Source organism: Amycolatopsis umgeniensis (genome assembly GCF_014205155.1).
Classification (GTDB): domain Bacteria; phylum Actinomycetota; class Actinomycetes; order Mycobacteriales; family Pseudonocardiaceae; genus Amycolatopsis; species Amycolatopsis umgeniensis.
In genome coordinates this window covers 847,813-873,715 of record NZ_JACHMX010000001.1, presented here as the reverse complement: position 1 = coordinate 873,715, position 25,903 = coordinate 847,813, and the positions used below count along the sequence as shown (strand labels likewise).

Annotated in this window: 23 protein-coding genes; 9 read left to right on the top strand and 14 right to left on the bottom strand. The window is 68.8% G+C overall.

Annotated features, from left to right (window positions below):
- The first annotated feature begins 118 nt into the window (after positions 1 to 118).
- The gene (locus HDA45_RS03790; protein WP_184891906.1) at positions 119 to 1,936 is read left to right on the top strand and encodes an NAD(P)/FAD-dependent oxidoreductase; all 1,818 of its coding nucleotides are present in this window, start codon (positions 119 to 121) and stop codon (positions 1,934 to 1,936) included.
- 7 nt (positions 1,937 to 1,943) lie between these two features.
- Here the strand turns inward: HDA45_RS03790 and HDA45_RS03785 are convergent, their stop codons facing one another.
- From HDA45_RS03785 to HDA45_RS03775, 3 genes are read right to left on the bottom strand one after another with little or no spacing between them, the layout of a single operon-like run.
- Positions 1,944 to 2,738, bottom strand: a complete 795-nt coding sequence (locus HDA45_RS03785) for an SDR family NAD(P)-dependent oxidoreductase (RefSeq protein WP_184891905.1) — start codon at positions 2,736 to 2,738, stop codon at positions 1,944 to 1,946.
- 41 nt (positions 2,739 to 2,779) lie between these two features.
- A complete protein-coding gene (locus HDA45_RS03780; RefSeq protein ID WP_184891904.1) occupies positions 2,780 to 3,175 on the bottom strand; it encodes a VOC family protein in 396 nt (131 codons plus the stop codon).
- Positions 3,176 to 3,223: 48 nt separating this feature from the next.
- On the bottom strand, positions 3,224 to 4,201 hold the full coding sequence (locus HDA45_RS03775) for a helix-turn-helix transcriptional regulator (RefSeq protein ID WP_184891903.1): 978 nt from the start codon (positions 4,199 to 4,201) through the stop codon (positions 3,224 to 3,226).
- Positions 4,202 to 4,294: 93 nt separating this feature from the next.
- On the opposite strand from HDA45_RS03775, the gene HDA45_RS03770 reads away from it, so the two are divergent.
- The 4 genes from HDA45_RS03770 to HDA45_RS03755 all read left to right on the top strand — a co-directional run bounded on the left by HDA45_RS03770 (position 4,295) and on the right by HDA45_RS03755 (position 9,697).
- Positions 4,295 to 4,858, top strand: a complete 564-nt coding sequence (locus tag HDA45_RS03770) for a DinB family protein (RefSeq protein WP_184905268.1) — start codon at positions 4,295 to 4,297, stop codon at positions 4,856 to 4,858.
- Positions 4,859 to 5,092: 234 nt separating this feature from the next.
- Positions 5,093 to 7,135: an SGNH hydrolase domain-containing protein gene (locus HDA45_RS03765; protein WP_184891902.1), complete on the top strand. Its 2,043-nt coding sequence runs from the start codon at positions 5,093 to 5,095 to the stop codon at positions 7,133 to 7,135.
- A 118-nt stretch (positions 7,136 to 7,253) separates the two neighbouring features.
- Positions 7,254 to 8,009 carry a nitrilase-related carbon-nitrogen hydrolase gene (locus tag HDA45_RS03760; protein WP_184891901.1) on the top strand — a complete coding sequence of 252 codons (756 nt, stop codon included), beginning with the start codon at positions 7,254 to 7,256 and terminating at the stop codon, positions 8,007 to 8,009.
- Positions 8,006 to 9,697, top strand: coding sequence for a flavin monoamine oxidase family protein (locus HDA45_RS03755; protein ID WP_184891900.1), 1,692 nt, complete (start codon positions 8,006 to 8,008; stop codon positions 9,695 to 9,697). Before HDA45_RS03760 ends, HDA45_RS03755 begins: the two co-directional genes overlap by 4 nt.
- Here HDA45_RS03755 and HDA45_RS03750 read toward each other — a convergent pair.
- The 5 genes from HDA45_RS03750 to HDA45_RS03730 form a co-directional block, all read right to left on the bottom strand.
- Positions 9,661 to 10,173, bottom strand: a complete 513-nt coding sequence (locus tag HDA45_RS03750) for a VanZ family protein (RefSeq protein WP_184891899.1) — start codon at positions 10,171 to 10,173, stop codon at positions 9,661 to 9,663. The genes HDA45_RS03755 and HDA45_RS03750 overlap by 37 nt on opposite strands.
- Before the next feature lie 28 nt (positions 10,174 to 10,201).
- Positions 10,202 to 10,747, bottom strand: coding sequence for a cysteine hydrolase family protein (locus tag HDA45_RS03745; protein ID WP_184891898.1), 546 nt, complete (start codon positions 10,745 to 10,747; stop codon positions 10,202 to 10,204).
- A 2-nt stretch (positions 10,748 to 10,749) separates the two neighbouring features.
- Entirely contained in the window at positions 10,750 to 11,742 is a 993-nt protein-coding gene (locus HDA45_RS03740; protein ID WP_184891897.1) for a TolB-like translocation protein, read from the bottom strand.
- Positions 11,739 to 12,998: an MFS transporter gene (locus HDA45_RS03735; RefSeq protein WP_184891896.1), complete on the bottom strand. Its 1,260-nt coding sequence runs from the start codon at positions 12,996 to 12,998 to the stop codon at positions 11,739 to 11,741. Before HDA45_RS03735 ends, HDA45_RS03740 begins: the two co-directional genes overlap by 4 nt.
- Before the next feature lie 66 nt (positions 12,999 to 13,064).
- Complete coding sequence (locus HDA45_RS03730; RefSeq protein WP_184891895.1) at positions 13,065 to 13,928, bottom strand: alkaline phosphatase family protein; 864 nt, start codon at positions 13,926 to 13,928, stop codon at positions 13,065 to 13,067.
- 270 nt (positions 13,929 to 14,198) lie between these two features.
- Between HDA45_RS03730 and HDA45_RS03725 the strand changes: the two genes are divergently transcribed.
- Positions 14,199 to 14,834: a MerR family transcriptional regulator gene (locus tag HDA45_RS03725; RefSeq protein ID WP_184891894.1), complete on the top strand. Its 636-nt coding sequence runs from the start codon at positions 14,199 to 14,201 to the stop codon at positions 14,832 to 14,834.
- Here HDA45_RS03725 and HDA45_RS03720 read toward each other — a convergent pair.
- From HDA45_RS03720 to HDA45_RS03700, 5 genes are all read right to left on the bottom strand, one after another.
- Entirely contained in the window at positions 14,791 to 15,600 is an 810-nt protein-coding gene (locus HDA45_RS03720) for a serine hydrolase (protein ID WP_184891893.1), read from the bottom strand. The two genes, HDA45_RS03725 and HDA45_RS03720, sit on opposite strands and share 44 nt — an antisense overlap.
- A 182-nt stretch (positions 15,601 to 15,782) precedes the next feature.
- The gene (locus HDA45_RS03715; protein WP_184891892.1) at positions 15,783 to 17,381 is read right to left on the bottom strand and encodes a purple acid phosphatase family protein; all 1,599 of its coding nucleotides are present in this window, start codon (positions 17,379 to 17,381) and stop codon (positions 15,783 to 15,785) included.
- A 257-nt stretch (positions 17,382 to 17,638) separates the two neighbouring features.
- Positions 17,639 to 17,908: a hypothetical protein gene (locus tag HDA45_RS03710; protein ID WP_184891891.1), complete on the bottom strand. Its 270-nt coding sequence runs from the start codon at positions 17,906 to 17,908 to the stop codon at positions 17,639 to 17,641.
- A 201-nt stretch (positions 17,909 to 18,109) separates the two neighbouring features.
- On the bottom strand, positions 18,110 to 20,050 hold the full coding sequence (gene glpK, locus HDA45_RS03705) for a glycerol kinase GlpK (RefSeq protein WP_184891890.1): 1,941 nt from the start codon (positions 20,048 to 20,050) through the stop codon (positions 18,110 to 18,112).
- A 13-nt stretch (positions 20,051 to 20,063) separates the two neighbouring features.
- Complete coding sequence (locus HDA45_RS03700; RefSeq protein WP_184891889.1) at positions 20,064 to 20,831, bottom strand: IclR family transcriptional regulator domain-containing protein; 768 nt, start codon at positions 20,829 to 20,831, stop codon at positions 20,064 to 20,066.
- A 151-nt stretch (positions 20,832 to 20,982) separates the two neighbouring features.
- Here HDA45_RS03700 and HDA45_RS03695 point away from each other — a divergent pair, with 151 nt between their 5' ends.
- From HDA45_RS03695 to glpD, 3 genes are read left to right on the top strand one after another with little or no spacing between them, the layout of a single operon-like run.
- Complete coding sequence (locus HDA45_RS03695) at positions 20,983 to 21,804, top strand: MIP/aquaporin family protein (RefSeq protein WP_184891888.1); 822 nt, start codon at positions 20,983 to 20,985, stop codon at positions 21,802 to 21,804.
- A 12-nt stretch (positions 21,805 to 21,816) separates the two neighbouring features.
- Positions 21,817 to 23,334: a glycerol kinase GlpK gene (glpK, locus tag HDA45_RS03690; RefSeq protein ID WP_184891887.1), complete on the top strand. Its 1,518-nt coding sequence runs from the start codon at positions 21,817 to 21,819 to the stop codon at positions 23,332 to 23,334.
- A gap of 5 nt (positions 23,335 to 23,339) precedes the next feature.
- Positions 23,340 to 25,052: a glycerol-3-phosphate dehydrogenase gene (gene glpD, locus HDA45_RS03685; RefSeq protein ID WP_184891886.1), complete on the top strand. Its 1,713-nt coding sequence runs from the start codon at positions 23,340 to 23,342 to the stop codon at positions 25,050 to 25,052.
- 83 nt (positions 25,053 to 25,135) lie between these two features.
- Here glpD and HDA45_RS03680 read toward each other — a convergent pair whose 3' ends face one another.
- Entirely contained in the window at positions 25,136 to 25,867 is a 732-nt protein-coding gene (locus HDA45_RS03680; RefSeq protein ID WP_184891885.1) for an SDR family oxidoreductase, read from the bottom strand.
- Positions 25,868 to 25,903 lie beyond the last annotated feature (36 nt).

Sequence of the window (25,903 nt, the reverse complement as noted above, 5' to 3'; positions counted from 1 at the left end):
TCGGCCGGACCGACCGCGCCAAGGAGTCGCGCTGCAACACGGTGCAACCCTTGCCGCCGTCCCCGCCCGCGGCGTGTGATCGGGGTAACAGCCGAAACGCCGAGGTTTGGGAGTGGCCATGACACAGACGGTGGACCGGATCGAGGCGACGGACTCGCCGCAAGCGCGGGTCAACGCCTGGCTGAGCCGGTTCGAAGCTGCCCTCGCGACCCGCGACGTCGAAGCCGCCGCCACGCTCTTCGCCGTCGACAGTTACTGGCGCGACCTGGTCGCCTTCACCTGGACGATCAAGACGGTCGAAGGCCGCGACGGGGTGGCAGGCCTGCTCGGCGCCTGTCTCGACGGCATCGAGCCGTCCGGATTCCGCACCACCGAGACACCGACCGAAGCCGACGGCGTGACCGAAGCGTGGCTGGAGTTCGAAACCGCGACTGGCCGCGCGAAGGGCCACTTGCGACTGAAGGACGAAGGCGCCTGGACGCTGCTGACGAGCCTGCGTGAGCTCAAGGGTTTCGAGGAGCGGCGCAACACTCAGCGGCCGAAAGGGGTCGAGCACGGCGTCGTCCGCGGACGGAAGTCGTGGGCGGAGAAGCGCGAGGAGGAGCAGGCGCGGCTCGGCTACGACCAGCAGCCGTACGTCGTCGTCATCGGCGGTGGTCAGGGCGGTATCGCGCTCGGTGCCCGGCTGCGGCAGCTCGACGTGCCCGCACTCGTCCTCGAACGCAACGAGCGTCCCGGCGATTCGTGGCGGAAGCGGTACAAGAACCTCTGCCTGCACGACCCGGTCTGGTACGACCACCTGCCTTATCTCCCGTTCCCGGACAACTGGCCGGTGTTCGCGCCCAAGGACAAGATCGCCGACTGGCTGGAGATGTACACGCGGCTCATGGAGGTGCCGTACTGGACCAGCACCGAGGTGACCTCCGCCTCCTGGGACGAGGAAAAGCAGGAGTGGCTGGTGACCGTCGTCCGCGAGGGCGAGGAACTGGTGCTCACGCCGCGGCACGTGGTGTTCGCGACCGGGATGTCCGGTAAGCCGAATCTCCCGTCGTTCCCGGGGATGGACGACTTCGACGGCGATCAGCACCATTCGTCACAGCATCCGGGCCCGGACTCGTACGCGGGCAAGAAGGCCGTCGTGGTCGGCTCCAACAACTCCGCGCACGACATCTGCGCGGCACTGTGGGAACACGGCGCCGACGTCACCATGGTGCAACGGTCCTCGACACATATCGTCAAGTCGGATTCCCTGATGGACCTGGGACTCGGCGACCTGTATTCGGAGCGGGCGGTGCAGGCGGGGATCACCACCGACAAGGCGGACATGATCTTCGCGTCGATCCCGTACCGGCTCCTGCCGCGGTTCCAGATCCCGGTGTACGACGCCATCCGCGAGCGGGACAAGGACTTCTACGCGCGGCTGGAGGCGGCCGGGTTCCGGCACGACTGGGGCGACGACGGATCCGGCCTGTTCCTGAAGTACCTGCGCCGCGGCTCCGGCTACTACATCGACGTCGGCGCGTCGGAACTGGTGGCCGACGGGAAGATCAAGCTGGCACACGGTCAGGTCGACCATCTGACCCGGGACAAGGTGGTGCTGTCCGACGGCACGGAACTGGAAGCGGATCTCGTCGTCTACGCCACCGGATACGGCTCGATGAACGGCTGGGTCGCCGACCTGGTCGGACAGGAGACCGCGGACCGCGTCGGCAAGTGCTGGGGCCTCGGCTCGGACACGACGAAGGACCCCGGGCCGTGGGAAGGGGAGCAGCGCAACATGTGGAAGCCCACGCGGCAGGACGGGCTGTGGTTCCACGGCGGCAACCTGCACCAGTCGCGGCATTACTCGCTTTACCTGGCGCTGCAACTGAAAGCGCGTTACGAAGGGATCCCGACGCCCGTGTTCGGGCTCCAGGAGGTGCACCACAAGTCGTGAGGCGTCCTCACGGCACGATCGAGTCGACATAGCCGCCGTCGACGCGGACGGCGGCCCCGGTGGTGGCCGAGGCGAGAGGAGAAGCCAGGTACACCACCAGGTTGGCGATCTCCTCGGGTTCGATCAGCCGCTGCAGCAGCGATTGCGGCCGGTGCAGGCGCATGAACTCGCGCTGCGCCTCGTCCCAGGGGAGATCCTTGTCGACCAGTTCGTAGACGAAGTCCTCGACGCCGCCGGTGTGGGTCGGGCCCGCGATCACCGAGTTGACCGTGACGCCCGTCCCCGCCGCGGTTTTGGCGAAACCCCTCGAGACGCCGAGCAACGCTGTCTTCGACACTCCATAGTGGATCATCTCGGCGGGGATGACGATCGCGGAATCGCTGGCGATGTACTGGATCCGTCCCCAGCCGCGGTTCGTCATCCCCGGCAGGTACGCGCGGGTGAGCCGCACCGCGGCGAGGACGTTCACCTCGAAGTACCGCCGCCACTCGTCGTCGGTGATGTCCAAAGGGGACTGCGACCCGAAGATGCCGAGATTGTTGACCAGGACGTCGATTTCGGGCACCGCCTCGAGAACCCGGGCGGTGCCGTCGTCGGTGGACACGTCACCCGCCGCCGCGACGACTTCGGCGTCCGGCACCTCGCCGCGTAAGCGGTCGATCGCGGACGTGACGCCGGCTTCGCCCCGGCCGTTGAGCGCGACCCGGGCACCGGCCCTGGCCAGCCCCGTGGCGATGGCGAAACCGATGCCCTGGGTCGATCCGGTGACCAAGGCCGTCTTCCCGCTCAGATCCAGTCGCATGGCTCCAGTCTCGCGCAGAAGATCACCGCGCGCAGGTTGTGTCAGGACGCTGTCGCGACCTTCCACAGATTGCCGTCGGGGTCGGCGAAGTAGCCGGAGTAGCCGCCCCAATCGGCTCCCACCGCCTCCTTGATCACGGTCGCGCCCGCGGCGACGGCGGCACGGAAGATCTCGTCCACTTCCTCACGGGAGCCGGTGATGTGGTGGAACGAGGAACCGCGGAAACCCGAGCCCTCGGGGGAGACGCCGGCGTCTTCGGCCGCCGCCGCCCGTTCGTACAGCGCCAGCGACGGGGACCCTTCGCCCAGCGCGCATTTCACGAAGCCGGGGAAGTCCTGTTCGATCTCGCAGCCGAGGCCTTCGGCGTAGAACTTCTTGGCCCTGTCGAGGTCTTCGACACCCAACATGATGGTGCTCACCTGGAGTTTTGTCTTCATGAGGGGAGATTAGGGCGAAACCTTTCCACGCCGCTTCTCGATTCCTGATCAGCATCCAGAGGACTGAACGCGGGCCGCCTTCGTGTAGCGGCGCGCCAAGACGGCGAAAGCCTCTGTCAGCTCAGCGGGTCCGACGACCTCGATGTCCGCGTCGAACCGCCCGATGCTCGCCGCCAGTCCGGCCCACGACCAGGACCCCAGTGCCAGACGGCAGCGATCGGGCCCGACCTCCTCGACGACGCCGTCGCGGACGTAGTGCGCCACGGTGGTGGCGGGGAGGTCGAGGATCACCTCGCCGCGGCACGGCCACTCGCTCGAGTCCGTGCCGGAAGATCCCCGGAACCGGCTCGCGACGAAGGTGGCGACGTCCGGGGCGGGCAGCTCGCGCGGGGTGAATCGCGGGCCGTTCGGGGTGCGCGGGGTGATCCGGTCGGCGCGGAAGGTGCGCCAGTCTTCGCGATCGAGGTCCCAGGCGACGAGGTACCAGCGGCCGTGCCAGGTGACGAGATGGTGCGGCTCCGCCCGGCGCGGCGGTTCGGTGCCCGCGTAGTCGAAGCGCAGGACTTCGCGCGCGTGGACGGCCGCGCTGAGAGCCGGCAGGACATCGCCGTCGACGCGGGGATCCGAACGGCTCGCGGGCGATTCGACGGCGGTGACCCGCACCGTGTCGATCCGGCGCCGTAACCGCGAAGGCATGACCTGCCGGACGGTGTGCAGCGCCCGCATCGCCGCTTCTTCGATCCCCGCGCCGCTGGTGGTGGCGATCTGGAGCGCGACCGCCAGCGCGACCGCCTGGTCGTCGTCGAACAGCAGCGGCGGGAGTTCGGAACCCGCGTCGAGCCGGTATCCGCCGTCGGGGCCCTTGACCGTCGCGATGGGATAGCCGAGCTCGCGGAGCCTGTCGACGTCGCGCCGCACCGTGCGCGGGCTGATGTCCAGCCGTTCGGCCAGGAGCGCTCCCGGCCAGTCGCGGCGGGCCTGCAGCAACGAGAGCATCGACAGCAGTCGCGCGGAGGTCTTCGGCATGGTTTCCATGATGCCCTCGGTAGAGGCCACATCCTGTCCTCTACCCCTGCGAGAGTCGGTCTCGTGCCAGAAAACGACAACCCGGAGGGCCTGATGACCGCCACCATCCTCGACGCCGAACGCGCCGACCTGCTCGAAGCCCTCGACACCATCCGCGCCACGCTGACCGGCACCGTCCAGGGCCTCACCGACGAGCAACTCGCCGAAAGCCCGACGGTCAGTGAGCTGAGCCTCGGCGGCCTGATCAAGCACGTCGCCTCGATCGAAGAGAGCTGGCTGCGCTTCGTTGTCGAGGGTCCGTCCGCGATGACCTACGACCTGCCGGAAGGCGTCACCTGGGCCGACCTCGGCGCCGGGACCGCCCGTGAGTACCCGCAGTGGGCCATCGACCACCAGGACAACTTCAGGATGTCGCCCGGCGACACGCTCGAGGGGATCCTCAAGCGATACGAAGAGGTGGCGGCGCGGACGAAGGAGGTCGTCACTTCGATCCCCGACCTGTCCGCGACGCATCCGCTGCCGGAGGCACCCTGGAACCCGCCGGGCGCGGTGCGCAGTGTGCGCCGGGTGCTGACGCATGTCATCGCCGAGACCGCGCAGCACGCCGGCCACGCCGACATCCTGCGCGAGAGCATCGACGGCCAGAAGTCGACCTGACCCCCGGGGTCGGCCACGACCACCTGAACCGATGCCTCACGTGCGGGACGGCGGCGTTGTGAACGCCACGTTCGCAACCCTCAACGTTGCGAACGTGGCTTTCACAACGCGTTCCCGAGAGCCCTCCAGGGAGCCTGGCGCGCCGGTTACCGGTCACGAGGTGCCACAGCTCGCTCACAGCTTCCTGCCGTAGGGTCCCCGCGCGTCGGCGGACCTGATCATGGTGGTGGTTGTGTGCGGGAGAGTGTGGCGGAGCGACGGTTCCGCCCGGAGATCCAGGGATTGCGGGCGCTCGCGTGCGTGCTGGTGGTCGTCTACCACGTGTGGCTCGGCCGGATCTCCGGTGGCGTCGACGCCTTCTTCCTGATCTCCGGGTTCCTCGTCACCGGCCAGCTCTACCGCGCGGCGGCGCGCGGGAAGATCGAATACCGGCCGATGTGGGGCCGGATGATCAAACGGCTGTTCCCGGCCGCGCTCACCGTGTTGCTGCTGATCGTCGCGGCGAGCATGGTGCTGCTGCCGCAGAACCGCTGGTTCCAGACGATCAAGGAGGTCGTCGCCTCCGCGCTGTACCTGGAGAACTGGCAGCTGGCGGCGGATTCCACCGACTACTTCGCGCAGCACGACTCGGCCAGCGTCGTCCAGCATTTCTGGTCCCTGTCGATCCAGGGGCAGTTCTACCTGGTCTGGCCGCTGCTGGTCGGGCTGGTGCTGTTGATCGCGAGGCGGGCGCGGCGGAACGTGCTCCCGCTGTTGCTCGCGGTCCTCGGCACGGTGTTCGCGGCCTCGCTGGCGTACTCGGTGTGGCTCACCGCCGTCGATCAGCCCTTGGCGTACTTCGATTCGCTGACCAGGGCGTGGGAGTTCGCGCTCGGCGGCCTGGTCGCGCTGCTCCTCGACCGCGTCCGGGTGCCCCGGTCCGCGCGGGTCGTGTTCGGCTGGGCCGGGGTCGCGGGGCTCGTCTCCTGTGGACTGGTCCTCCAGGTCGGGACGGTCTTCCCCGGCTATCTCGCGCTGTGGCCGACGCTTTCGGCGGCGCTGGTGATCCTCGCGGGGGACACCGCGTCCAAAGGCGGCGCGGACCGTTTCCTGAGCAGCCGCCCGCTCGGATACCTCGGCGACCTGAGTTACTCGCTGTACCTCTGGCACTGGCCCGTTCTGGTGTTCTACCTCGTTTCCCGCGATCAGGAGGAGGTCGGGCTCCGAGGCGGCGCGGTGATCATCGCGTCGGCGTTCGTCCTCGCCGTGCTGACCCATCATCTGGTCGAGCGGCCGCTGCGGGCGTCCGGGATCGGTGTCCGAACCCGTTGGGGCGCCTACCGGTTCGGTGTCGCGACGCTCGCGGCCGTACTCGCCGCGACGGGTGCCTGGCAGTGGGTCGGCGTGCGACAGGCGGAGAACTATGCGATCGCGGTCAACGATCCCGATCATCCCGGCGCGCTCGCGCACACCGACGGGTTCACCTACTGGGGCGCCGCCGACGCGCCGCTCGTCCCGTCGTTCGTCGCCGTTTCCGAAGACTGGGCGGGTATCGACCCGGCCCGCTGCGGAGCGTCCCCGCGCAACGGCGATCTCGAGGTCTGCACCTCGGAGACGTCGGGGCATCCCACCCGCCGGATCGTGGTCACCGGCGACTCGCACGCCGGGCAGTTCCTCGGCGCACTGCTGCCGATCGCCGAGCAGCGGAACTGGGAGGTGACTTCGATCCTCCGCGGCGGCTGTCCGTTCTCCACCGACTCGGACACGGTGCCGGGCGACCAGTCCTGCATCGACTGGAACACCGCCGTGGCCGACGAGATCCTCACGACCCGGCCCGACGTGGTGATGACCATCGGCACCAGGGACGTGCGACTCGGTGTCGAGGAGCGGGTTCCCGGCGGCTACATCGCCCAGTGGCGCAAGATCGACGAGGAGGGCATTCCGGTGCTGGCGGTGCGGGACAACCCGCGGTTCGCCCAGTCGCCGTCGGCCTGCGCAGAGAACCGCGGCGCGGAGGCGCCCGAGTGCGCGACGCCGCGCTACGACCTCTACGCGGCGGAGCCGCCGTACGAGACGCTTTCGGATCTGCCGCCGAACGTGCGGTTCCTCGACTTCAGCGACTACTTCTGCACGGCCGAGGTCTGCCCGCCGGTGATCGGCAACGTCCTCGTCTACCTCGACGACAACCACGTCAGCGGTACCTATATGTCGACGATGTCGGCCATCGCGGAGAAGGCGATCACCGAGGCACTGGGCTGGGCGGACGACCATACGGAGGAACCCCCGCCCGGCGGGTGACCAAGACAACAAATCGCCGCAGAATTGCATCGGACTGCATCGAACCGATGGTCCGCCAAGATCTTTCGCAACGATTCGGCCTTATCCGCGCAGTAGAACGGCGGATATCGTCGATGGCGTGAAGATCGCCGTCCATCAGGGCCCCTACGCCGAACTGCCGTCCGCCGTCGCGGCGTCGGGCGCCGACCTCGTGGTCGCCGCCGAAATGATCACCACCGGTTACCACATCGGCGTCCGTTCCCACGAGCTCGCCGAACCGGCCGACGGGCCGACGGCGGCCCGCATGTCCGCGCTGGCCAGGGAAACCGGGGCCGCGCTGGTCTACGGCTACCCCGAATCCGACGGCGCCCACGTGTTCAACAGCGTTCAGCTGATCGGCCCCGACGGACGCCGTCTGGCGAACTACCGCAAGACACATCTGTTCGGCGACATCGACCGCTCCTGGTTCGAGCCGGGTGCCGAGGCGGTCGTGCAGGCGGATCTCGGCGGTCTCCGGATCGGCCTGCTGATCTGCTACGACGTCGAGTTCCCCGAACTGGTGCGGGCACACGCGCTGGCGGGGACCGACGTGCTCGTGGTGCCGACCGCGCTGATGAGCCCGTACGAACTGGTCGCCGACACCCTGGTGCCCGCCCGCGCCTACGAGAGTCAGCTGTACGTCGCCTACGCGAACCGCTGTGACACCGAGCGGGAACTGACCTACTGCGGCCGTTCCCGCGTCGTCGCCCCGACCGGTGAGGTACTCGCGACGGCGGGCGCCGGGCCGGAGCTGATCAGCGCCGAAGTCACCCGTGACGCGCTCGTCGCGTCGCGGCTCGAGAACACCCACCTGGCCGACCGACGGCCCGATCTGTACCGAGGACTGTCCGCATGACCTCCGCCCTCCCGACAGCGATCCACCACGACGAGCCCGCGGGCCGTCCGATCACCATGTTCGGCCCCGATTTCCCGTTCGCCTACGACGACTTTCTCGCCCACCCCGCCGGACTCGGCTCCCTTCCGGCCGAGCGGCACGGCACCGAGGTGGCGGTGATCGGCGGCGGCCTCTCGGGCATCGTCACCGCGTACGAACTGATGAAGCTGGGTCTGCGCCCGGTCGTCTACGAGATCGCCGAAATCGGTGGCCGCCTGCGCACGGTGAACTTCCCCGGCTGCCCGGACGACGTCGTCGCGGAGATGGGCGCGATGCGCTTCCCGCCCGCGTCCACCGCGCTGTTCCACTACATCGACAAGGTCGGCCTGGAGACCACTCCGTTCCCGAACCCGCTGGCACCGGGAACGCCGAGCACCGTCGTCGATCTCAAAGGGGAGAGCCACTACGCCCGCACGGCGGACGAGTTGCCCGCGGTCTTCGGCAAGGTCGCGGCCGCCTGGGACAGCACGTTGGCCGAGCAGGCCGCGTTCGCCGAGATGCAGACCGCGATCCGCGAGCGCGACACGAAGACCATCAAGCGGCTGTGGAACGAACTCGTGCCGCGGCTGGACGACCAGACCTTCTACGGCTTCCTCTGCCAGTCACCCGCGTTCGCCTCGTTCCGCGACCGCGAGATCTTCGGCCAGGTCGGCTTCGGCACCGGCGGCTGGGACACCGACTTCCCGAACTCCATCCTGGAAATCCTGCGCGTGGTCTACACCGGCGCCGACGACGAGCACCGCAGCATCGCGGGCGGCAGCAGGCAGCTTCCGTTGCGGCTGTGGGAACACGCGCCCGAGGACATCGCGTTCTGGCCCCCGGGAACGAGTCTGAGCTCGCTGCACGGCGGCGGGCCGAACCCCGGAGTCGCCCGGCTGCACCGCACCGCGCCGAACAACATCACCGTGACCGACACCGAAGGCCGAATCCGTACGTATCCGGCGGCGGTGTTCACCGCGCAGAGCTGGATGCTGCTGTCGAAGATCGAATGCGACGAGGCGCTGTTCCCGATCGACCACTGGACGGCGATCGAGCGCACGCACTACATGGAGTCCTCGAAGGTCTTCGTCCCGGTGGACCGGCCGTTCTGGCTGGACAAGGATCCGGAGACCGGCCGCGACACGATGAGCATGACGCTCACCGACCGCATGCCCCGCGGCACCTACCTGCTCGGCGACGATCCGGACGCGCCCGCGGTGATCTGCCTGTCCTACACCTGGGCCGACGATTCGCTGAAGTGGCTGCCGCTCTCGGTGTCCGAACGGGTCGAGGTGATGCTTCAGTCGCTGAAGGAGATCTATCCGGGCGTCGACGTCCGGCGGCACATCATCGGCGATCCGGTGACCGTCTCGTGGGAGGCCGAACCGCATTTCATGGGCGCGTTCAAGGCCAACCTTCCCGGCCACTACCGCTACCAGCACCGGCTGTTCACGCATTTCATGCAGGACCGGCTGGAAGAGCGTCATCGCGGCCTTTTCCTGGCGGGCGACGACGTTTCGTGGACGGCGGGCTGGGCGGAAGGCGCGGTCCAGACGGCGCTCAACGCGGTGTGGGGCGTCCTGCACCATTTCGGCGGCGAGACGGACCCGGCGAACCCGGGACCGGGCGACGTCTACGACGACATCGCGCCCGTCGAACTGCCGGACTGAGCACGGCGGTCCACCAGCCACGCCGTACCGAGCGCGAGGAGTAACCCGAGGACCCCGCCGAGGGTGTTCATCAGCCAGTCGTTGGTGTCGCAGGCGCGGCCGATCGCGGGTACGAGCGCCTGCAGGGTCTCGACCACCGCGGACAGCGCCGAGCCCGCCACGAGCATCGTCAGCGGGCGCCGGGACGCCAGCGCGGCGAAGTACACCGGAGGCAGGAACAGCGCGACGTTGGCCAGGAGTTCCACCGCGCCGAGCGTGGGCAGGGAGAACTGGACCGTGCACCCGACCTCGTCGATCGTGCGGCCGGCGGGAACCAGCGTCAGCGCGAAGACCGGCACCAGGGACACCCCGGTGAGGGTCCACAGGATCCGGTGCCTGCCCGCGAACAGGTGACCGAGGACGGCGCAGACGAGCGCGACCAGCAGGATCGCCACCGGCACGAGGGCGGAGTGGTCGAGCAGGAAGTTCGTGATCATGACTGGCCGATCCTACGAGCACGCCCGCTCAGCCGGTGAACGCGACCTCCGCCGCGGGAACCACGCGCAGCCGCCCGCCGGGGTGGATCGCCGTGCCCAGGATCAGGTTGTGCCGGGCGATGACCTGCTCGGCGGTCAGACCGGCGACGGGATCGCCGTCGGACGAGGGCGCGTGACCGTCGCCGACCAGCACGACGTCCAGACCGTGGCTCTGCGCGGACCGGGCGGTCGCGTCGACGCAGTAGTCGGTCGCGAGCCCGGTCAGCACCACGGTGTCCACGCCGCGGTCGACGAGCAAGCCTGCCAGCCCGGTGCGGTAGAAGGAATCCGTCGCCGTTTTGTCGACCACCACGTCGACCGGTTCGAGGCCGAGCAGCGGGCTGAGCCGGGTGCCCGGTGACGCGGGGTCGAAGTCCGTGCCGGAGGCGCCGATCTGCCGGAGCGCGATCACCGGAACGCCGTGGGCGCGGGCTTCGCGCGCCAGCGCGGCGATCCGGGACGCCAGTTCCTCACCGCGCCAGACCAGGGGAACGAGCATTTCCTGCATGTCGACGATCAGCAGCGCGGCCCTCATGGTCAGGAGCGTAGAGCAGCGGGCGATTCGGCCTCCGGGATGAGCAGGCGCGGTGCCCCCGTACCGTCGGCGGGAACGGCCCAGACGTCGGAATGTCCTTGCGTGCGGGGGAGGGCGTAGCCGACGGTGTGGTCGTCGAGCCAGGCCGGCTGGTCGTCGACGCTCCGGGTCTCGGCCAGCGGCGTCACGGTGCCGCTCGCGAGGTCGAGCACCGAGACCCGCCAGCCCTTGGCGGGATCGCCGTCGATGGCGGACTTGTAGGCGATGCGGGTCTCGTCGGGGGACAGCGACGGGCATTCGACGTTGTCCCGCACCGTCCTGGCGGTGCGGGCCTTGGCGTCGCCTTCGACGAGGTAGCGGTGGGAGCCGGTGGACATGGTGGCGTAGAACCGGTCCGGGTCCCGGGTGAAGGTCACGCCCCAGAAGTTGAAGTCGGCCGCCTTGTAGGGCTTGCCGTCCACGGTCACGGCGAAGTCCTCGAGCGTGCCCTCGACGTTGTCGGTGGTGAGGTCGAGCGTGCCGGCGCGGGTGGAGAACCGGCCGCCGTTGTAGGAATCGCCGGTGACGAACACCGTCCACGCGAGACGGCGGCCGTCGGCCGAGACGCGGGCCCGGTTGGGCAAACCGACCAGCGGGATCTCCTGCGTGACCGTGAGACGGCCGTCGAGTACGGCCAGCTGATAGGTGGTCAGCCCGCTCTCCGGGCGCAGGCAGATGCCGGTGCCGCCCGCCGCGTAGACCCGGCTGCAGGACAGGTTCGACACCGCCCGAGCCCCGCCCGGATCGGCCGCCGCGACGCTGGACACGTGCCCGCGGTCGGCGTCGGCGGTGCTGCGGAAGAGCAACCGCGGGCCGTCGAGGGTGACGGCACCGCTGGTGCCCGCCGACGCGGTGTCCTGGTTGCGCGCTCCCGCCACTCCGACGTAGATCACGGCGGCCGCGGCCAGCGTGAGTACTCCGGTGACGGCGATCAGGACGCGGGTGCGGGTGTTCACGGTCGTGCCTTCCTGCGGGGAGCCAAGAGAACGAAGGTGGCGGCGACGGCGGCGAGCACCGTGCCCGCGGCGATCGCTATCGCCGTGGTCGCACCCCAGAACTGCCATGAGAGTCCGAAAAGGACGGACGAGGCGAAGTAGGCGAGCGCCTGCCCGCTCTGCACGATCGCGATCCCGGTGGTGCGCAAGGCCTCGGGCAGCAACGGCCCGGCCAGCGCCATCAGCACGCCGTCGGTCGCCGCGTAGAACACGCCGTACAGGCCGAGGGTGAGCGCGAACAGCGCCCAGCCGGTCAGCGGGCTGAGCAGCAGCAGGTAGACGGCGATCAGCGCGCCGTAGCCCGCGAGCATCACCGGCAGCCTGCCGATCCGGTCGGCCAGCGCGCCGAGCGGTGCGGCCAGCACCAGATAGCCCAGGTTCGTGCCGACTGCCAGCAGCGGGAACCAGCCGGTGGCGATGTCCTCCTTGTCCTGCAGCAGGAGGTACACGAAACCGTCGCCGATGGTCGCCATGCCCAGGACGCAGGCGGCGATCAGCAGCCGTCGCACGCCGGTGCCCCGCAGGAGCCCGGCCGCCGCCCGTAAGGACACGGTCCCCGACGGCGGTTTGGGCGCGCGGTGGTCGCGGACGAACAACGCCAGCAGCAGCACCCCGGCCGCGGCGATGCAGAAACTGGTCACGAACACCGCGTCGAAGCCTTCGATCCCGGTCGACGAGCCGACGAAGGCCAGCACCGCGACCGCGACGAGCGGGCCGAGGAACGCGCCGACGCTGTCCATCGCCCGGTGCACCCCGAACGCGCGGCCCAGCATGTGCTCCGGCGCGGACAGCGTGATCAGCGCGTCGCGGGGCGCGGTCCGCAGGCCCTTGCCCGTCCGGTCCGCGGTCAGCACAACGCCGATCGCGGCCGCCGAAGACCCCACGGCCACGAGCCCCAGTTTCGCCACCGCCGACATCGCGTAGCCCAGCCCCGCGACGGCCTTGCGCCGCCGCACCCGGTCCGCGACGTAACCGCCGACGAGGCGCAGCAGCGCGGTCGCGCCGGTGTAGAGGCCGTCGACCACGCCGTACGCCGCCGGGCCGAGGTGCAGCCCGAGCACCAGGTACACCGGCAGCACGGCCGTCACCATCTCCGAGGAGACGTCCGTGACGAGGCTGACGGTGCCGAGGGCGAAGACGTTCCCGCCCAGGAGGGCGAACGACTTCTTGGACACGCCGCCGGGATGCTCCCGGCGGCCGATCGTGGACAGGTACACGCGTCGAACCACCCTTCCCCGCCCGCGGGCGCGTCCACTGTGGACACGCCCGCGGGGTTCACCCGATTACTGCCACACGTTCGTGATCGGCGACTTGTTCGCCGCGTTGGCGATGCCCGGCAGGCCGAACGCCGCCTCCATCGTGCGGAGGATCGAGTAGTGGTTGACGGATTCGCTGTAGCTGCCCGGCTTCACGTGGGCGCCGACGAACGTGGTGAAGATCTGGTTCACCGACGTCCCGCTGTCTTCGTCGAAATTGACGATCAGGAGACTGTTGTGCGTCTTCGCCCATTGGGCATAGGCGTCGAGGTTCTTCTTCAGCCATTTGTCGCCCGTGTCGACCGCGCAGTCATGCATGTCGCTGCACAGGTCCGGGGTCACGAAAGCGACGTGCGGGAGCTTCGTGAAGTCGCTCGGGAACGACGAGAACCGTTTGTTCGCCGACGCCGGGACATTGCCGAAGCTGACCCAGCTGTTGTGCTTGCGGGCGTATTTGTCCTTCGTGCAGCCCGTGTAGCCGTCGGAAGGCATGCTTTCCGCGTAGCCGACGAACGTCTTGCCGATCCCGAACAGCTGGGACGCGATGTTCTCCTTGTTCCCCAGATCCTGGCACTTGTTGCTGTCGACACCGTGCGTCGAGCCGGCGAACTGGGCGATGTAGTTCGGCTGGCTGGGGTGCGTGGTCCCGTACGCCTTGGTGAACTTGGCGCCCTGTGCGGCGAGTTTGTTGAAGTACGGGGCCTTGGAACTGCCGTTGATCTCCTTGTAGTCCTTGTTCTCGAACATCACGAGGACGATGTGGTCGAACGCGGGTACTTTCGCGGCGGCGGGCTGTATCGCGACGGCCTGGGTGTCCTCATGGGACACCACGAGCGCCGCGGCCAGCCCGGTCGCGGCCACGGCGGCGACCGCGATCCGTTTCCAGAACATGAAACCTCCCGGTAAAGGTTGAAACTTTGACGACCAGCCATCGGGTTCAGCGGCGCTCCGCGGGCGGTGACAGAGTCAGACATCGGATGTCTTAGCTGCATTTAAACGGCAGGGAAGTCCTCGGCCTACCAAGATCGCCTGACTGGAGTAATCGACAGGTAGTGAACTCCCCAAATCCGGCATTCGACGACCGGGGATCGGTTGACGGTCCCGTCACCATTGCACCGGCTTCATGGTGTACTCATCCGACCATTGGTTAAGCTGATCGGCGTGAAGCCCTTTTCGTCGCGACCGGCCGGATACACGATCGAAGACCTGTCCACGATCGTCGGCATGTCGGCGCGCAATATCCGGGCGCATCAGACGAGAGGTTTGCTGCCGCCGCCGGCCCGTCACGGCAGGTCCGCCTACTACGGTCCGGTCCATTTGCGGCGCCTCCGGCGCATCACGATGCTGCAGAAACAGGGCTTCAACCTGGTGTCCATCGCCGCGATGCTCGGAACGACCACAGTGGACGGCGGCGATCGGCTGGAAGCGGCGATGGCCGACCTCGCCCGCGACCAGCCCGCCGTCGCCCGCTGCCTGGAGCGGCACGGGGTACTCGGCCGGGACGGCGCGGGGGAGCCCGCCGTCGTGCGCCCGTCCATCTCGCGTGCGGTGGCGGACCTCGCCGGGGCCGGGATCCCTCCTGTCGCGGCGCTGCGGCTCCTGGGGCAGTTCATGGACCGGGTCGCCCCGCTGGCGGGCGAGCAGCTGGCCGCGCTTAAGGCGCAGACAGGAGGTGTTTCGGCCGCTCCGCTGGCCTGTTTCGCCGAGCTTCTTGTAAGCGCTTTCAGAACGACTGTCGAGAACGCCGTCGAAGTCACTTTTCCAGACGGAGAGCCAGGGAAACGGCCGTCGAGGTAGTCATCGCCGTCGCCGCCCCGAGGTCGGTGCCTTCGGCGAAACTGGACAGGATGACGACGACGTAGCGGTCGCCCGCCCCGACGAGCCCGGTCGTGTGCGCGTCCACGGCGCCTCGTCCGGACGCCCAGCCCTGTTTCACGGCCCACGGCCGGTCCTGGAAGGCCGAGGGGATGCCGAAGTGCTGGTCGAATCCGTCGGCCGCACGCCGCGGCGCCTCCCGCAGCGGCTTGATGAGCGCGTTTCGCTTGGCCTTCGGCAGTTTGAGGATGTGCCGGTACACCAGGGCGATGTCGTCCGCGGTGGACAGGGTGTCGCCCCAGCGGCCCGGGTCGGCGGGCGCGGAGGTGTTCTTCAACCCGGCGGCGGCCACCGTCCTGGTCACGATCGCCGGCCCGCCGTTCCTGGCCCAGAGGGTGTTGGCGATGGCGTCGTCGCTTTTCGCCAGCATCCGGTAAAGCTGGACCTCGTCGGCTTTGCTCGGCTTGTGGGTGACGGCGTCCAGTGCGATGAACAGTTTCACCACCGAAGCCGTGCGGAACCTCTCCGAACCCGCGTCGTCGATCACCTGATCGCCCGACGTACGGTCGAAGACCACGGTGGCGGCTCGTCTTTCCGGTGCCGGGCGGCTTTCCGCGTTGGCCTGGAAGATCACGTAACCGAGGATTCCGGTGACGACCAGGAAAGCGATCAGCACCGTCACACGGAGGCGGAGTCGCCGGTTCGCACCGGGAACGGCGATCGGCCTGGTTCGTTCGTCGTCGAACATGGTGTCGATGTTCAGAGACGATCATCGTTGTCCCGTCTCGTTCTTGTCATGAACTCGTAACAGCGGCGGACCGCACGGAAACCGTTTCCGCGCTTCGGAAACCGGGCCGGACCTGATGTTCGGATACCGGCCGATCGGCCGAGGCGGACCGGCTTTCCGGTCGATGCGGTCCCGCCGCCGGGTCACGACCGCTGCACGATGATCTGGTCGACCAGGGTGCCGTCGGCGCTGATCGCGCGGACGTCCATTTTGGGCGGTGTGGTGCCCGTGCCCGCGATGACGTCGACAGCGACCAGGCTGTAGCCGCGGAACCGGACACGGGACCAGGTGACCTTCTTGGTGCGATCCTGACCGTCCCGTTCCGAGTACTTCATCGGGACGGGGGAGTCGTTGGGGGTCTCGTGGCCGAGGTAGGTGTCGGGAGCGGGGAACTCGGAGACGCTGCCGCCACCGCCGCCCGCGGTGATGTAGGTCGTCCCGTCCTTGACCGGGTTGGTGGTCCCGCGCGAGGGCACCTTCTTGACGGACTTGCCGGCGCGGATGGGGTCGGTGCGCTCGTAGATGTGGTTGTGCCCGTTGAGCACCAGGTCCACCTGGTACTTGTCGAACAGCGGTCCCCAGTCCTTCTGCGCGCCGAGTTCGGCGCCGTTGGAATGGCAGGTGGAATACGTGCACTGGTGGCAGTAGACGACGATGAAGTCGATCGTGGGGTCGGCGCGGAAGGCGGCGAGCGTCTTGCCGAGCCACTTGAGCTGCTTGCCCTTGGTGTAGTCCAGATTGGACGGGCTGTTGTAGCAGACGTCGTTGCCGTCGAGGCTGACCAGGCCGACGTTCTGGTATCGCCACGAGTAGATGCAGGTGGACCCGTCCCAGGCGTTGTCCGGCATGGTGAAACGCGCCCGGACGCCGCCGTAGCCGTCTGCGGAGTACCAGCCCTCCATCTCGTGGTTGCCGAGCGCCATCATCCACGGGATCCCGGCGGTGACCGGCTCGTTCTGCACGAAGAAGGAGTCCCACAGCCGGGCGTCGTACTGGTCTTCCTCCGGGTGCCCGCCCTCGCCCTCGAGGGCGTAGCTCAGGTCGCCCATGGCGAGGTGGAAGGCCGGGTCGAGGCCCGCGATCAGGCTGCTGGTCGCGACGGCGTTGTAGCCGACGCCCTGGTCGCCGAACGCGGTGAACGAGAACGTGCCGTCGCCGCCCGGGGCCGGAGCGGTGCGGAAACTCGCCATTTCGCCGAGCCTGGCGGCGGGGTCGTAGCCTTCGTGACCGACGACGTAGTAGTACGTGGTGTTGGGCAGGAGCCGATCGATCCGGGCGTGGAGGTAGTACTGGGTGATCGCCTTCGGACTGTTCGGCGGCACCTCCTCGACCGGGTGCTGCCAGGACATCTGGCTGGTCAGCGCCCGGACCTCGGCCTGGATGGGCGGGCTGAAGTCGCCGGGGACCGTGCCGATCCGGATGAACGGCGCGGTGACCGCCGCGGGCACCTGCCAGGAGACCACGACCTGCTGGGACGGGTCGGCCCCATAGGCGATATGCCTCCCGAACGGCCGGAGCGCCGAACCCGCGACCTTGTCGGCGTTGAGCAACACGGTCGGTCCTGGCGAGGCCATCGCGGTGCCAGGCTGGAGGACGCCGCCGATGGTGAGCGCCGCGCCGCTCATCGCGCCCACCCGGAACAGGGTCCGCCGCGAGTACCGGTTGACGAAGTTGTCGTGCTTCTCGGCCAGGCTGAGCCGACGATAGGCTTGAGACCTGCTGTTTCGGGGAGTCTCAGACATGAAATCGAAGTTAAGAAGGCTTCCTAACTAAGTCAAGAGGTGGGGACGCGCTGCACGGAACCGTGCAACCGGGCGTCGGCCAGGGTTCGCGGCGGGCCGAAGGCGTGACTCGCGTGCTTGAAGACGTGACTCGCGTGATCAGAGGCGGAACTCGCGTGTGCGGTGTTCAAGCACGCGAGTCACGTCTCCAAGCACGCGAGATCCGGGTTTGAGCACGCGAGTGCGGTGTCTGATCACGCACTCGAGCCGACGCGAGCTCAGGCCAATTCGGACGAGACGACCGAGTCCAACCCCCGCAGCCGCTCCAGCAGTGGCTCGACCTCGTCCGCGCCGATCAGGACGGCGCAGGTCATGGAGCTTTCCCGGACCCCGTCGCGCACGTCGACCGACAGTTCGTGGACGAGGCAGCCGAGGGTGTCGACCAGGGTGGGGATCTGCTCGACACCGCCGACGAAGTAGGTGGCGATCCGGCGGCGGACCATCAGTGCCGAACGCGGGGCGGGAACCTGGAAAGTGGTGAGTGACATCGTGGTCTCCAAAGGCGGGAACGAACAGGCCATGGAGGGCCAGGTCCCGGGAGATGCCCCGTGTCGAGGGGTCGCCGGAATGCGCGCCGGCGACCTGGTTCAGCCGGCGCGCTTGACTACGACTCGGGTAAAGCGGAGTCGAGTAAAGCGGAGTCGAGTCCAGCGGCGCACGGCGACAGGCTAGCACGCCCTACTGGCGAGTCACGAGAGCCGCAGCCGGGAACCCTGTTCGCGGACGTGGGCGGCCGAGCCGCAGTCGAGGTCGAGCTGTCGCCGCCGTTCGGCGACGAAGGCCCGGCCGAGAGCGGTGCGGTCCGAAGTGGACAGTGTGCGCCGGAGTTCGTTCAGCAACCCGCGTTCCTCCGTGCGGATATGCGCGTCGACCGAATTCTCCAGTGCCGCCAACGCCTTCTCGAAGTCCTCCGGTTCCAGGACCGCCAGCAGTTCCGCGGCGAGCCCGCTCTCCGTCGCATCAGGACGGACGATCCGTTCGGTCGCGGTGGCGTGGGCGACGAGCACCGCCGACAGTTCCGCGATCAGCGCCGGGCGGTCGGCCTCGTCGTTGCGGAGGTCCCGGAAGAGCTGCTCGATCCGCCGGTGATCGGCCAGCACGACCTCGACCAGGTCGGAACCCGGGGGCGCGGCCGCGGGGCCTGGACGCATCCAGCCGAACGTCAGTTCCACGGCCTGGCGCCAGTGCGCGTACTCGCTGTCACGGCGGGCGGGGTCCATCGACGGCAGCCATTGCCCGGCGCGGTGCCAGTTGCGGCGCAGGCCCTCCAGATCCGGCCAGTACCCGACCGACAGCCCGGCCGCGTACGCCGCGCCCAGCGACACCGTCTCGGCGACCATCGGGCGGACCACCGGCACGTCGAGCACGTCGGCGACGAACTGCATCAGCAGATTGTCCGCGGTCATCCCGCCGTCCACTTTGAGCGTGGACAGCGCGAGCCCGGAATCGGCGTTCATCGCGTCGACGACCTCGCGCGTCTGCCAGCCCGTCGCCTCCAGCACGGCCCTCGCCAGGTGGCCCTTGGTGATGTACGACGTCAGCCCGGCGATCACGCCGCGCGCCTCGCTGTGCCAGTGCGGTGCGAACAGACCCGAGAACGCGGGCACGATGTAGCAGCCGCCGTTGTCCTCGACCGTCCGCGCCAGCGTCTCGATCTCGGGTGCGCTGCCGATCAGTTCGAGCCCGTCGCGGAACCATTGCACCAGGGATCCGGTGACCGCGATCGACCCTTCCAGCGCGTACACGGCCGGCTCGTCGCCGATCTTGAACCCGACGGTGGTCAGCATGCCGTGGGTCGAGAGCACCGGCGTCGGACCGGTGTTGAGCAGCAGGAAGCTGCCCGTCCCGTAAGTGCACTTCGCCTCGCCGGGTGCGAAGCAGGTCTGGCCGAACAGTGCCGCCTGCTGATCGCCGAGCGCCGCCGCGATCCGGATCCCCGGCACCACCCGCGACGTCGTCCCGTACACCTCGGCCGACGACCGGATGTCCGGCAGCATCGCGCGCGGGACGTCGAAGAACTCGAGCAGTTCGTCGTCCCAAGACAGCGTCCGCAGGTTCATCAGCATGGTGCGCGAGGCGTTGGTGACGTCGGTGACGTGGACGCCGCCGGTCAGGTTCCAGATCAGCCAGCTCTCGACCGTCCCGAACAGGACGTCGCCGCGCTCGGCGCGTTCCCGCAGGCCAGGCGTCCTTTCGAGCATCCAGCGGATACGGGGCGCGGAGAAGTACGTGGCCAGCGGCAGCCCGCACAGCTGCCGGACGCGGTCCGCGCCCGGCTCGCGGGCGAGGTGTTCGAGCATGGCGTCGGTACGCGTGTCCTGCCAGACGATCGCGCGCCCGACGGGGTTGCCGGTGTGGCGGTCCCACAGCACCGTGGTCTCGCGCTGGTTCGCGATGCCGAGGCCGACCACCTGCCCGGCTTCGACGCCGGCGTCGGCCAGCGCCTGCGGCACGATCCGGGCGACGTTGCGCCAGATCTCCATCGCGTCGTGCTCGACCCAGCCCGGCCGGGGGAAGTGCTGCTGATGCTCGCGCTGCGCGACCGACACCAGCCTGCCGCGCGCGTCGAACAGGATGCACCGCGTCGAGGTGGTGCCCTGGTCGATCGACATCACATAGCGCTGGACCACGCGAGCACCTCCATCACCATCGGGACGCGCCGAGATCGCGGGAGACCGCCCGTGCCGCGTCGCGTACGTGGCCGAGCAGCCGCGGGATCGGGCTGCCGTCGGCCTCACAGATCCGTTCCGTCGCGCCGGACACCCCGATCGCGCCGACCACGATGCCGCCGTGGCCGCGGATCGGCGCCGCTATCCCGGCCTCGCCGGTGATCATCTCGCCGTTCTCGCTCGCCCAGCCCGCCTCGCGCACCTTGCCGCAGGCGCGTTTGATCGCGGTCTGGGTGACCAGGGTCCGGCGGGTGTAGGCCTCCGGCCCGCCGGTGCGCAACGATGCCACGAGACCGGTGTCATAGGCCAGAAGTACTTTTCCGAGCGCCGTCGCGTGCAACGGCAGGAGCGTGCCGACGTCGAGTGTCTGCAGGCTGTCGTCGGGCCGGAAAACGTGGTGTACCACCAGGACCCGGCCCTCCAGCGGCGCGCCGATCCGGACGGCCTCGCCGCTGCGCGCGGCCAGCGCGTCGGCCCAGTTGATCGCGCGTGACCGGAGTTCGTTGACGTCGAGGTAGCTCGTGCCGAGGTGCAGCAACGCCGCGCCCAGTTGGTATTTCCCGGTGTCGCGATCCTGTTCGACAAAGCCGACCCCTTGCAGGGTGCGCAGGATCCCGTGCGCCGTTCCCTTGGCGAGTTCGAGGGAATCGGCGATCTCGCCGACCCCGAGACGGCCGGAACCGCGCGCCAGCAACCGCAGGATCGCGGCGGCGCGTTCGATGGACTGGATTGGACCGGGCACGGCCCAACCGTAGCCCGACCGGCCCAGATTCGACAATGTCGAACATCGTCTCCGGACGTTCGACAATGCCGACCGGTGTCCGTTGACCCCGCGTTTCCGCGAACTTAACTTCGGCCTCAGCAGGGCAACGGTGTCCTTTGTGGAGGAAGCAATGGTGCGAAACCTCAAGGCTCGCGGACTCGCGGGCGAACTGGCGGCGGAGTTCGTCGGGACGATGATCCTCATCCTGTTCGGCTGCGGGGTGGTGGCTCAAGTCGTCGCCGCGGGCATCGGGGATCACGACAGCATCGCGTGGGCGTGGGGAATCGGTGTCACGCTCGGTATCTACGTGGCTTCACGGATCAGCGGCGCGCATCTGAACCCCGCGATCACCGTGGCGCTCGCGGTGTTCAAGGGCTTCTCCTGGCGCAAGGTCGCGCCGTACGCCCTCGCGCAGACCGCCGGCGCGTTCGTCGCGGCGCTGCTGGTGCGCTGGAACTACACCGAGGTGCTCAACGCGGCCGACCCCGGTCTGACGATCAAGACCCAGGGTGTCTTCTCCACCCTTCCGGGTAACGGAACCCTTCCGGTGGGTGACTGGGGCGCCTTCCGCGACCAGATCATCGGTACCGCCATCCTCGCCTTGGTGATCTTCGCCATCACCGATCTGCGCAACACCGCGCCCGCCGCGAATCTCGCCCCGGTCGTCGTCGGCTTCCTCGTGGTCGCGATCGGTATGGCCTGGGGCACCAACGCCGGCTACGCGATCAACCCCGCCCGCGACTTCGGCCCGCGGCTGATGTCCTGGCTCACCGGTTACGACACCGCGTTCACCGACCAATACGGCTACCCGTACTGGTGGATCCCGATCGTGGCCCCGATCATCGGCGCGGTCATCGGCGGCGCGATCTACAAGTACTTCATCGAGCGTTACCTCCCCGCCGAACCGGCACCGGAAGCCTTGCCCGCCAAGGACATCGAGCGCGTTTCCTGAAGGAGCGAAACCATGCCTGACTACATCGGCGCCGTCGACCAGGGCACCACCAGCACGCGCTTCATGATCTTCGACCACGGCGGCAACGAGATCGCCCGTCACCAGCTCGAGCACGAGCAGATCCTGCCGAAGCCGGGCTGGGTCGAACACGACCCGACCGAGATCTGGGAGCGGACCCGCTCGGTCATCGCCACCGCGCTCAACAAGGCGAACCTCACCGCCGCCGACCTCGCGTCGCTCGGTATCACCAACCAGCGCGAGACCACCGTCGTGTGGAACCGCCGGACCGGGCGTCCGTACTGCAACGCCATCGTGTGGCAGGACACCCGCACCGACCGGATCGCCTCGGCGCTGGAACGCGCGGGCAAGGGCGACATCATCCGCCGCAAGGCCGGACTGCCACCCGCGACGTACTTCTCCGGCGGCAAGCTGCAGTGGATCCTCGAGAACATCGACGGTGTGCGTGAAGACGCAGAGAAGGGCGAAGCGCTCTTCGGCACCACCGATTCCTGGCTGATCTGGAACCTCACCGGCGGGCCCGACGGCGGTGTGCACGTGACCGACCCGACCAACGCGTCGCGCACGATGCTGATGGACCTCGAAACCCTGGACTGGGACGACGAGCTGCTGTCGTTCTTCAACGTTCCCAGGAAGATGCTGCCGTCGATCCGGCCTTCGTCCGACCCGGGTTTCTTCGGCAAGACCCGCGCCGACGGCCCGTTCGGCGGCGAGGTCGCCATCGCCGGTGTGCTCGGCGATCAGCAGGCCGCGACCGTCGGCCAGGTGTGCTTCCGGCCCGGCGAGGCCAAGAACACCTACGGCACCGGCAACTTCCTGTTGCTCAACACCGGTCACGAGGTCGTTCGCTCGAAGCACGGCCTGCTCACGACGCTGGCCTACCAGTTCGGCGACGAGAAGCCGGTGTACGCGCTGGAAGGCTCCATCGCCGTCACCGGGTCGGCCGTGCAGTGGCTGCGCGACCAGCTGGGCATCATCAGCGGGGCTTCGCAGAGCGAGAGCCTCGCCCGTCAGGTCGAAGACAACGGCGGCGTCTACTTCGTCCCCGCGTTCTCCGGGCTTTTCGCGCCGTACTGGCGTTCCGACGCGCGCGGCGCGATCGTCGGGCTCACCAGGGCGACCACCAACGCGCATCTGGCGCGGGCGACGCTCGAAGCGATCTGCTACCAGACCCGCGACGTCGTCGAGGCCATGCAGAACGACTCCGGTGTCACCCTCGACGTGTTGCGTGTGGACGGTGGCGTGACCGCGAACGAACTCTGCATGCAGCTGCAGGCCGACATCCTCGGCGTGCCGGTGTCGAAGCCGGTCGTCGCCGAGACCACCGCGCTCGGGGCCGCCTACGCGGCGGGCCTGGCGGTCGGGTTCTGGAAGTCGACCGACGAGCTGGAACAGAACTGGAACGAGGACAAGCGCTGGACCCCGTCGTGGACCGACGAGCAGCGCACCGAGGGCTACGCGGGCTGGCAGAAGGCCGTCGGCCGCACGCTCGACTGGGTCGAGGTCGAGTGAGCCCGATGAACAGGAGGAACACCGTGAAATCCGTACCGCTTTCGCCGGTCTACCGCGCCGAGACGCTGCGCAAGCTCACTCGCGAAGAGGTCGACGTGCTGGTCGTCGGCGGGGGAGTGACCGGGGCCGGCGTCGCGCTCGACGCGGCGTCGCGCGGGCTCTCCGTCGCCCTCGTCGAGGCGCGCGACTTCGCGGCCGGAACGTCCAGCCGGTCCAGCAAGCTGATCCACGGCGGGCTGCGCTACCTGGAGAACCTGGACTTCAAGCTGGTCCGTGAAGCGCTCAAGGAACGTAGCCTGCTGCTGCAGACGCTCGCGCCGCATCTGGTCCGGCCGGTGAAGTTCCTGGTGCCGCTCAAGCACCGGGTCTGGGAACGCGGCTACATCGGCGCGGGTGTCACGCTCTACGACACCCTCGGCGGGGCTCGCGCGTTGCCGCGCCACCGGCACCTGTCCAAGCGCGGCGCGGGGAAGGTCGCGCCCGGGCTGGCCGAAGACGCCTTGATCGGCGCCATCCAGTACTACGACGCCCAGGTCGACGACGCCCGGCACACGATGACGATCGCGCGGACCGCGGCCGAGCAAGGCGCCTCGGTGCTCACCCGGGCGCGCGTGACGTCGTTGATCCGTGACGGCGAACGAGTCGTCGGCGCCAAGGTCGTCGACCGCGAGAGCGGTGCGGAGATCGAGGTCCGGGCCAAGACGGTCGTCGCGGCCACCGGTGTGTGGAGCGACGACATGGCGGAAGCGGCGGGCATCCCCGCGCCGTTCACCGTGCGCGCGTCGAAGGGTATCCACCTGGTGGTGCCGCGCGAGAAGATCGATCTGGACACCGGGCTGATCCTGCGCACGGAGAAGAGCGTCCTGTTCGTCATCCCGTGGGGTCGGCACTGGATCGTCGGCACCACCGACACCGAATGGGACCTCGACCGCGAGCATCCGGCGGCCAGCCAGGCGGACGTCGACTACGTGCTCGGCCATCTCAACGCCGTCCTGCGCACGCCGATCACCGCGGACGACATCGAGGGCGTGTACGCCGGGCTTCGGCCGCTGCTGGCCGCGAAGGCGACGTCGACCACGAAGCTTTCGCGGGAGCACGCGGTGGCGCATCCCGTGCCGGGCCTGGTGATCGTGGCCGGTGGCAAGTACACGACGTACCGGGTGATGGCCGCGGACGCCGTCGACGTCGCGGTGGAGGACCTCGGCCGCCCGGCACCGTCTTCGTGGACCGAGCGGCTTCCGATCGTCGGCGCGACGGGCTACCACGAACTGTGGGGCGCGCGGCACGCGCTCGTCCAGCGCACGGGGCTGCCGATTCGCCGGATCGAGCACCTGCTCCAGCGCTACGGCACCGCGATCGACGACATCCTGGCGTCCATTTCGGAGCGCCCGGAACTGGCCGAGCCGATCCCGGGGACGGCGGACTACCTCAAGGCGGAAGCGGTCTACGCCGTCTCGCACGAGGGCGCGCTGCACCTGGAGGACGTCCTGACGCGCCGCACCCGGATCTCGATCGAGGAGCGGGATCGCGGCGTGACGGCGGCACCGGTGGTGGCCGCGCTGATGGCGCCGCTGCTGGGCTGGGACTCGCACCGGCAGGAGCGCGAGGTCACCAACTACCTCGCCCGGGTCGAGGCGGAGCGTTCCGCGCAGGCCCAGCCGGATGACGAAGCGGCGAACGCCAGCCGTCTCGCCGCCCCAGCGCTGCTACCCAGTTGATTGAAGGGGCCCTTCACCGCATGCGACGCGGCGAAGGGCCCTTTCGTCGCGTCACATGCGGGCATGGTTCCCTTCAGCCGCCGCTACTTCAGCCAGTCCAGGTAGCGGGTCTCGGCGATGCGGGCGCCGTCCTTGGTGGTGAGCACGTCACCCTTGACCGCGGAGAACATGCCCGCCGTCTCGTCGACCGTCACCGAACGCGCATCCCCCTTGGCGGACAAGGTGATCCGGCCCAGTTCGTCCAGCGGGTAGACGTCGGGGCCGCCCACGTCGAGGGTTCCGTTCAAGGGCTTTCCCGCCGAGACCTCGGAAACGGCGGCGGCGACGTCCGCCGCGGCGATCGGCTGGATCGGCGTGCTGGGCAGGCGGACCGTGTTCTCGTCGGAGGTCCAGGACAGGACAGCGCCGACGAACTCCATGAACTGGGTGGCGCGGACGATCGAGTAGGGGACACCGCTGTTCTTGAGGATGTCCTCCTGCAGCGTCTTGGCCTGGTAGTAGTCGAGTTCGGGGACCTGGTCGACGCCGACGATCGACAGGATCACGAAGTGTCCCGTGCCGGCCTTCTTCGCCGCGGCCACGAGGTTGTCCATCGAGGTCTGGAAGAACGCGGGCGAGGCTTCGTCGAAGGTCGGGGAGTTCGAGAGGTTGACGACCACGTCGGCGCCGTCGAGCGCGGTGTCCAGACTCTGGCCCGTGAGGAGGTCGACGCCGGTGGACGGCGAATGCGGCACCGCCTCGTGCCCGGCCTCGTTCAGGTTTCGCACGACCTGCGAGCCGATCAGCCCGGTCCCGCCGATGATCGCGAATTTCATGACCCAGTGCCCTTCGTCGGTGGATGTCCGTAACCC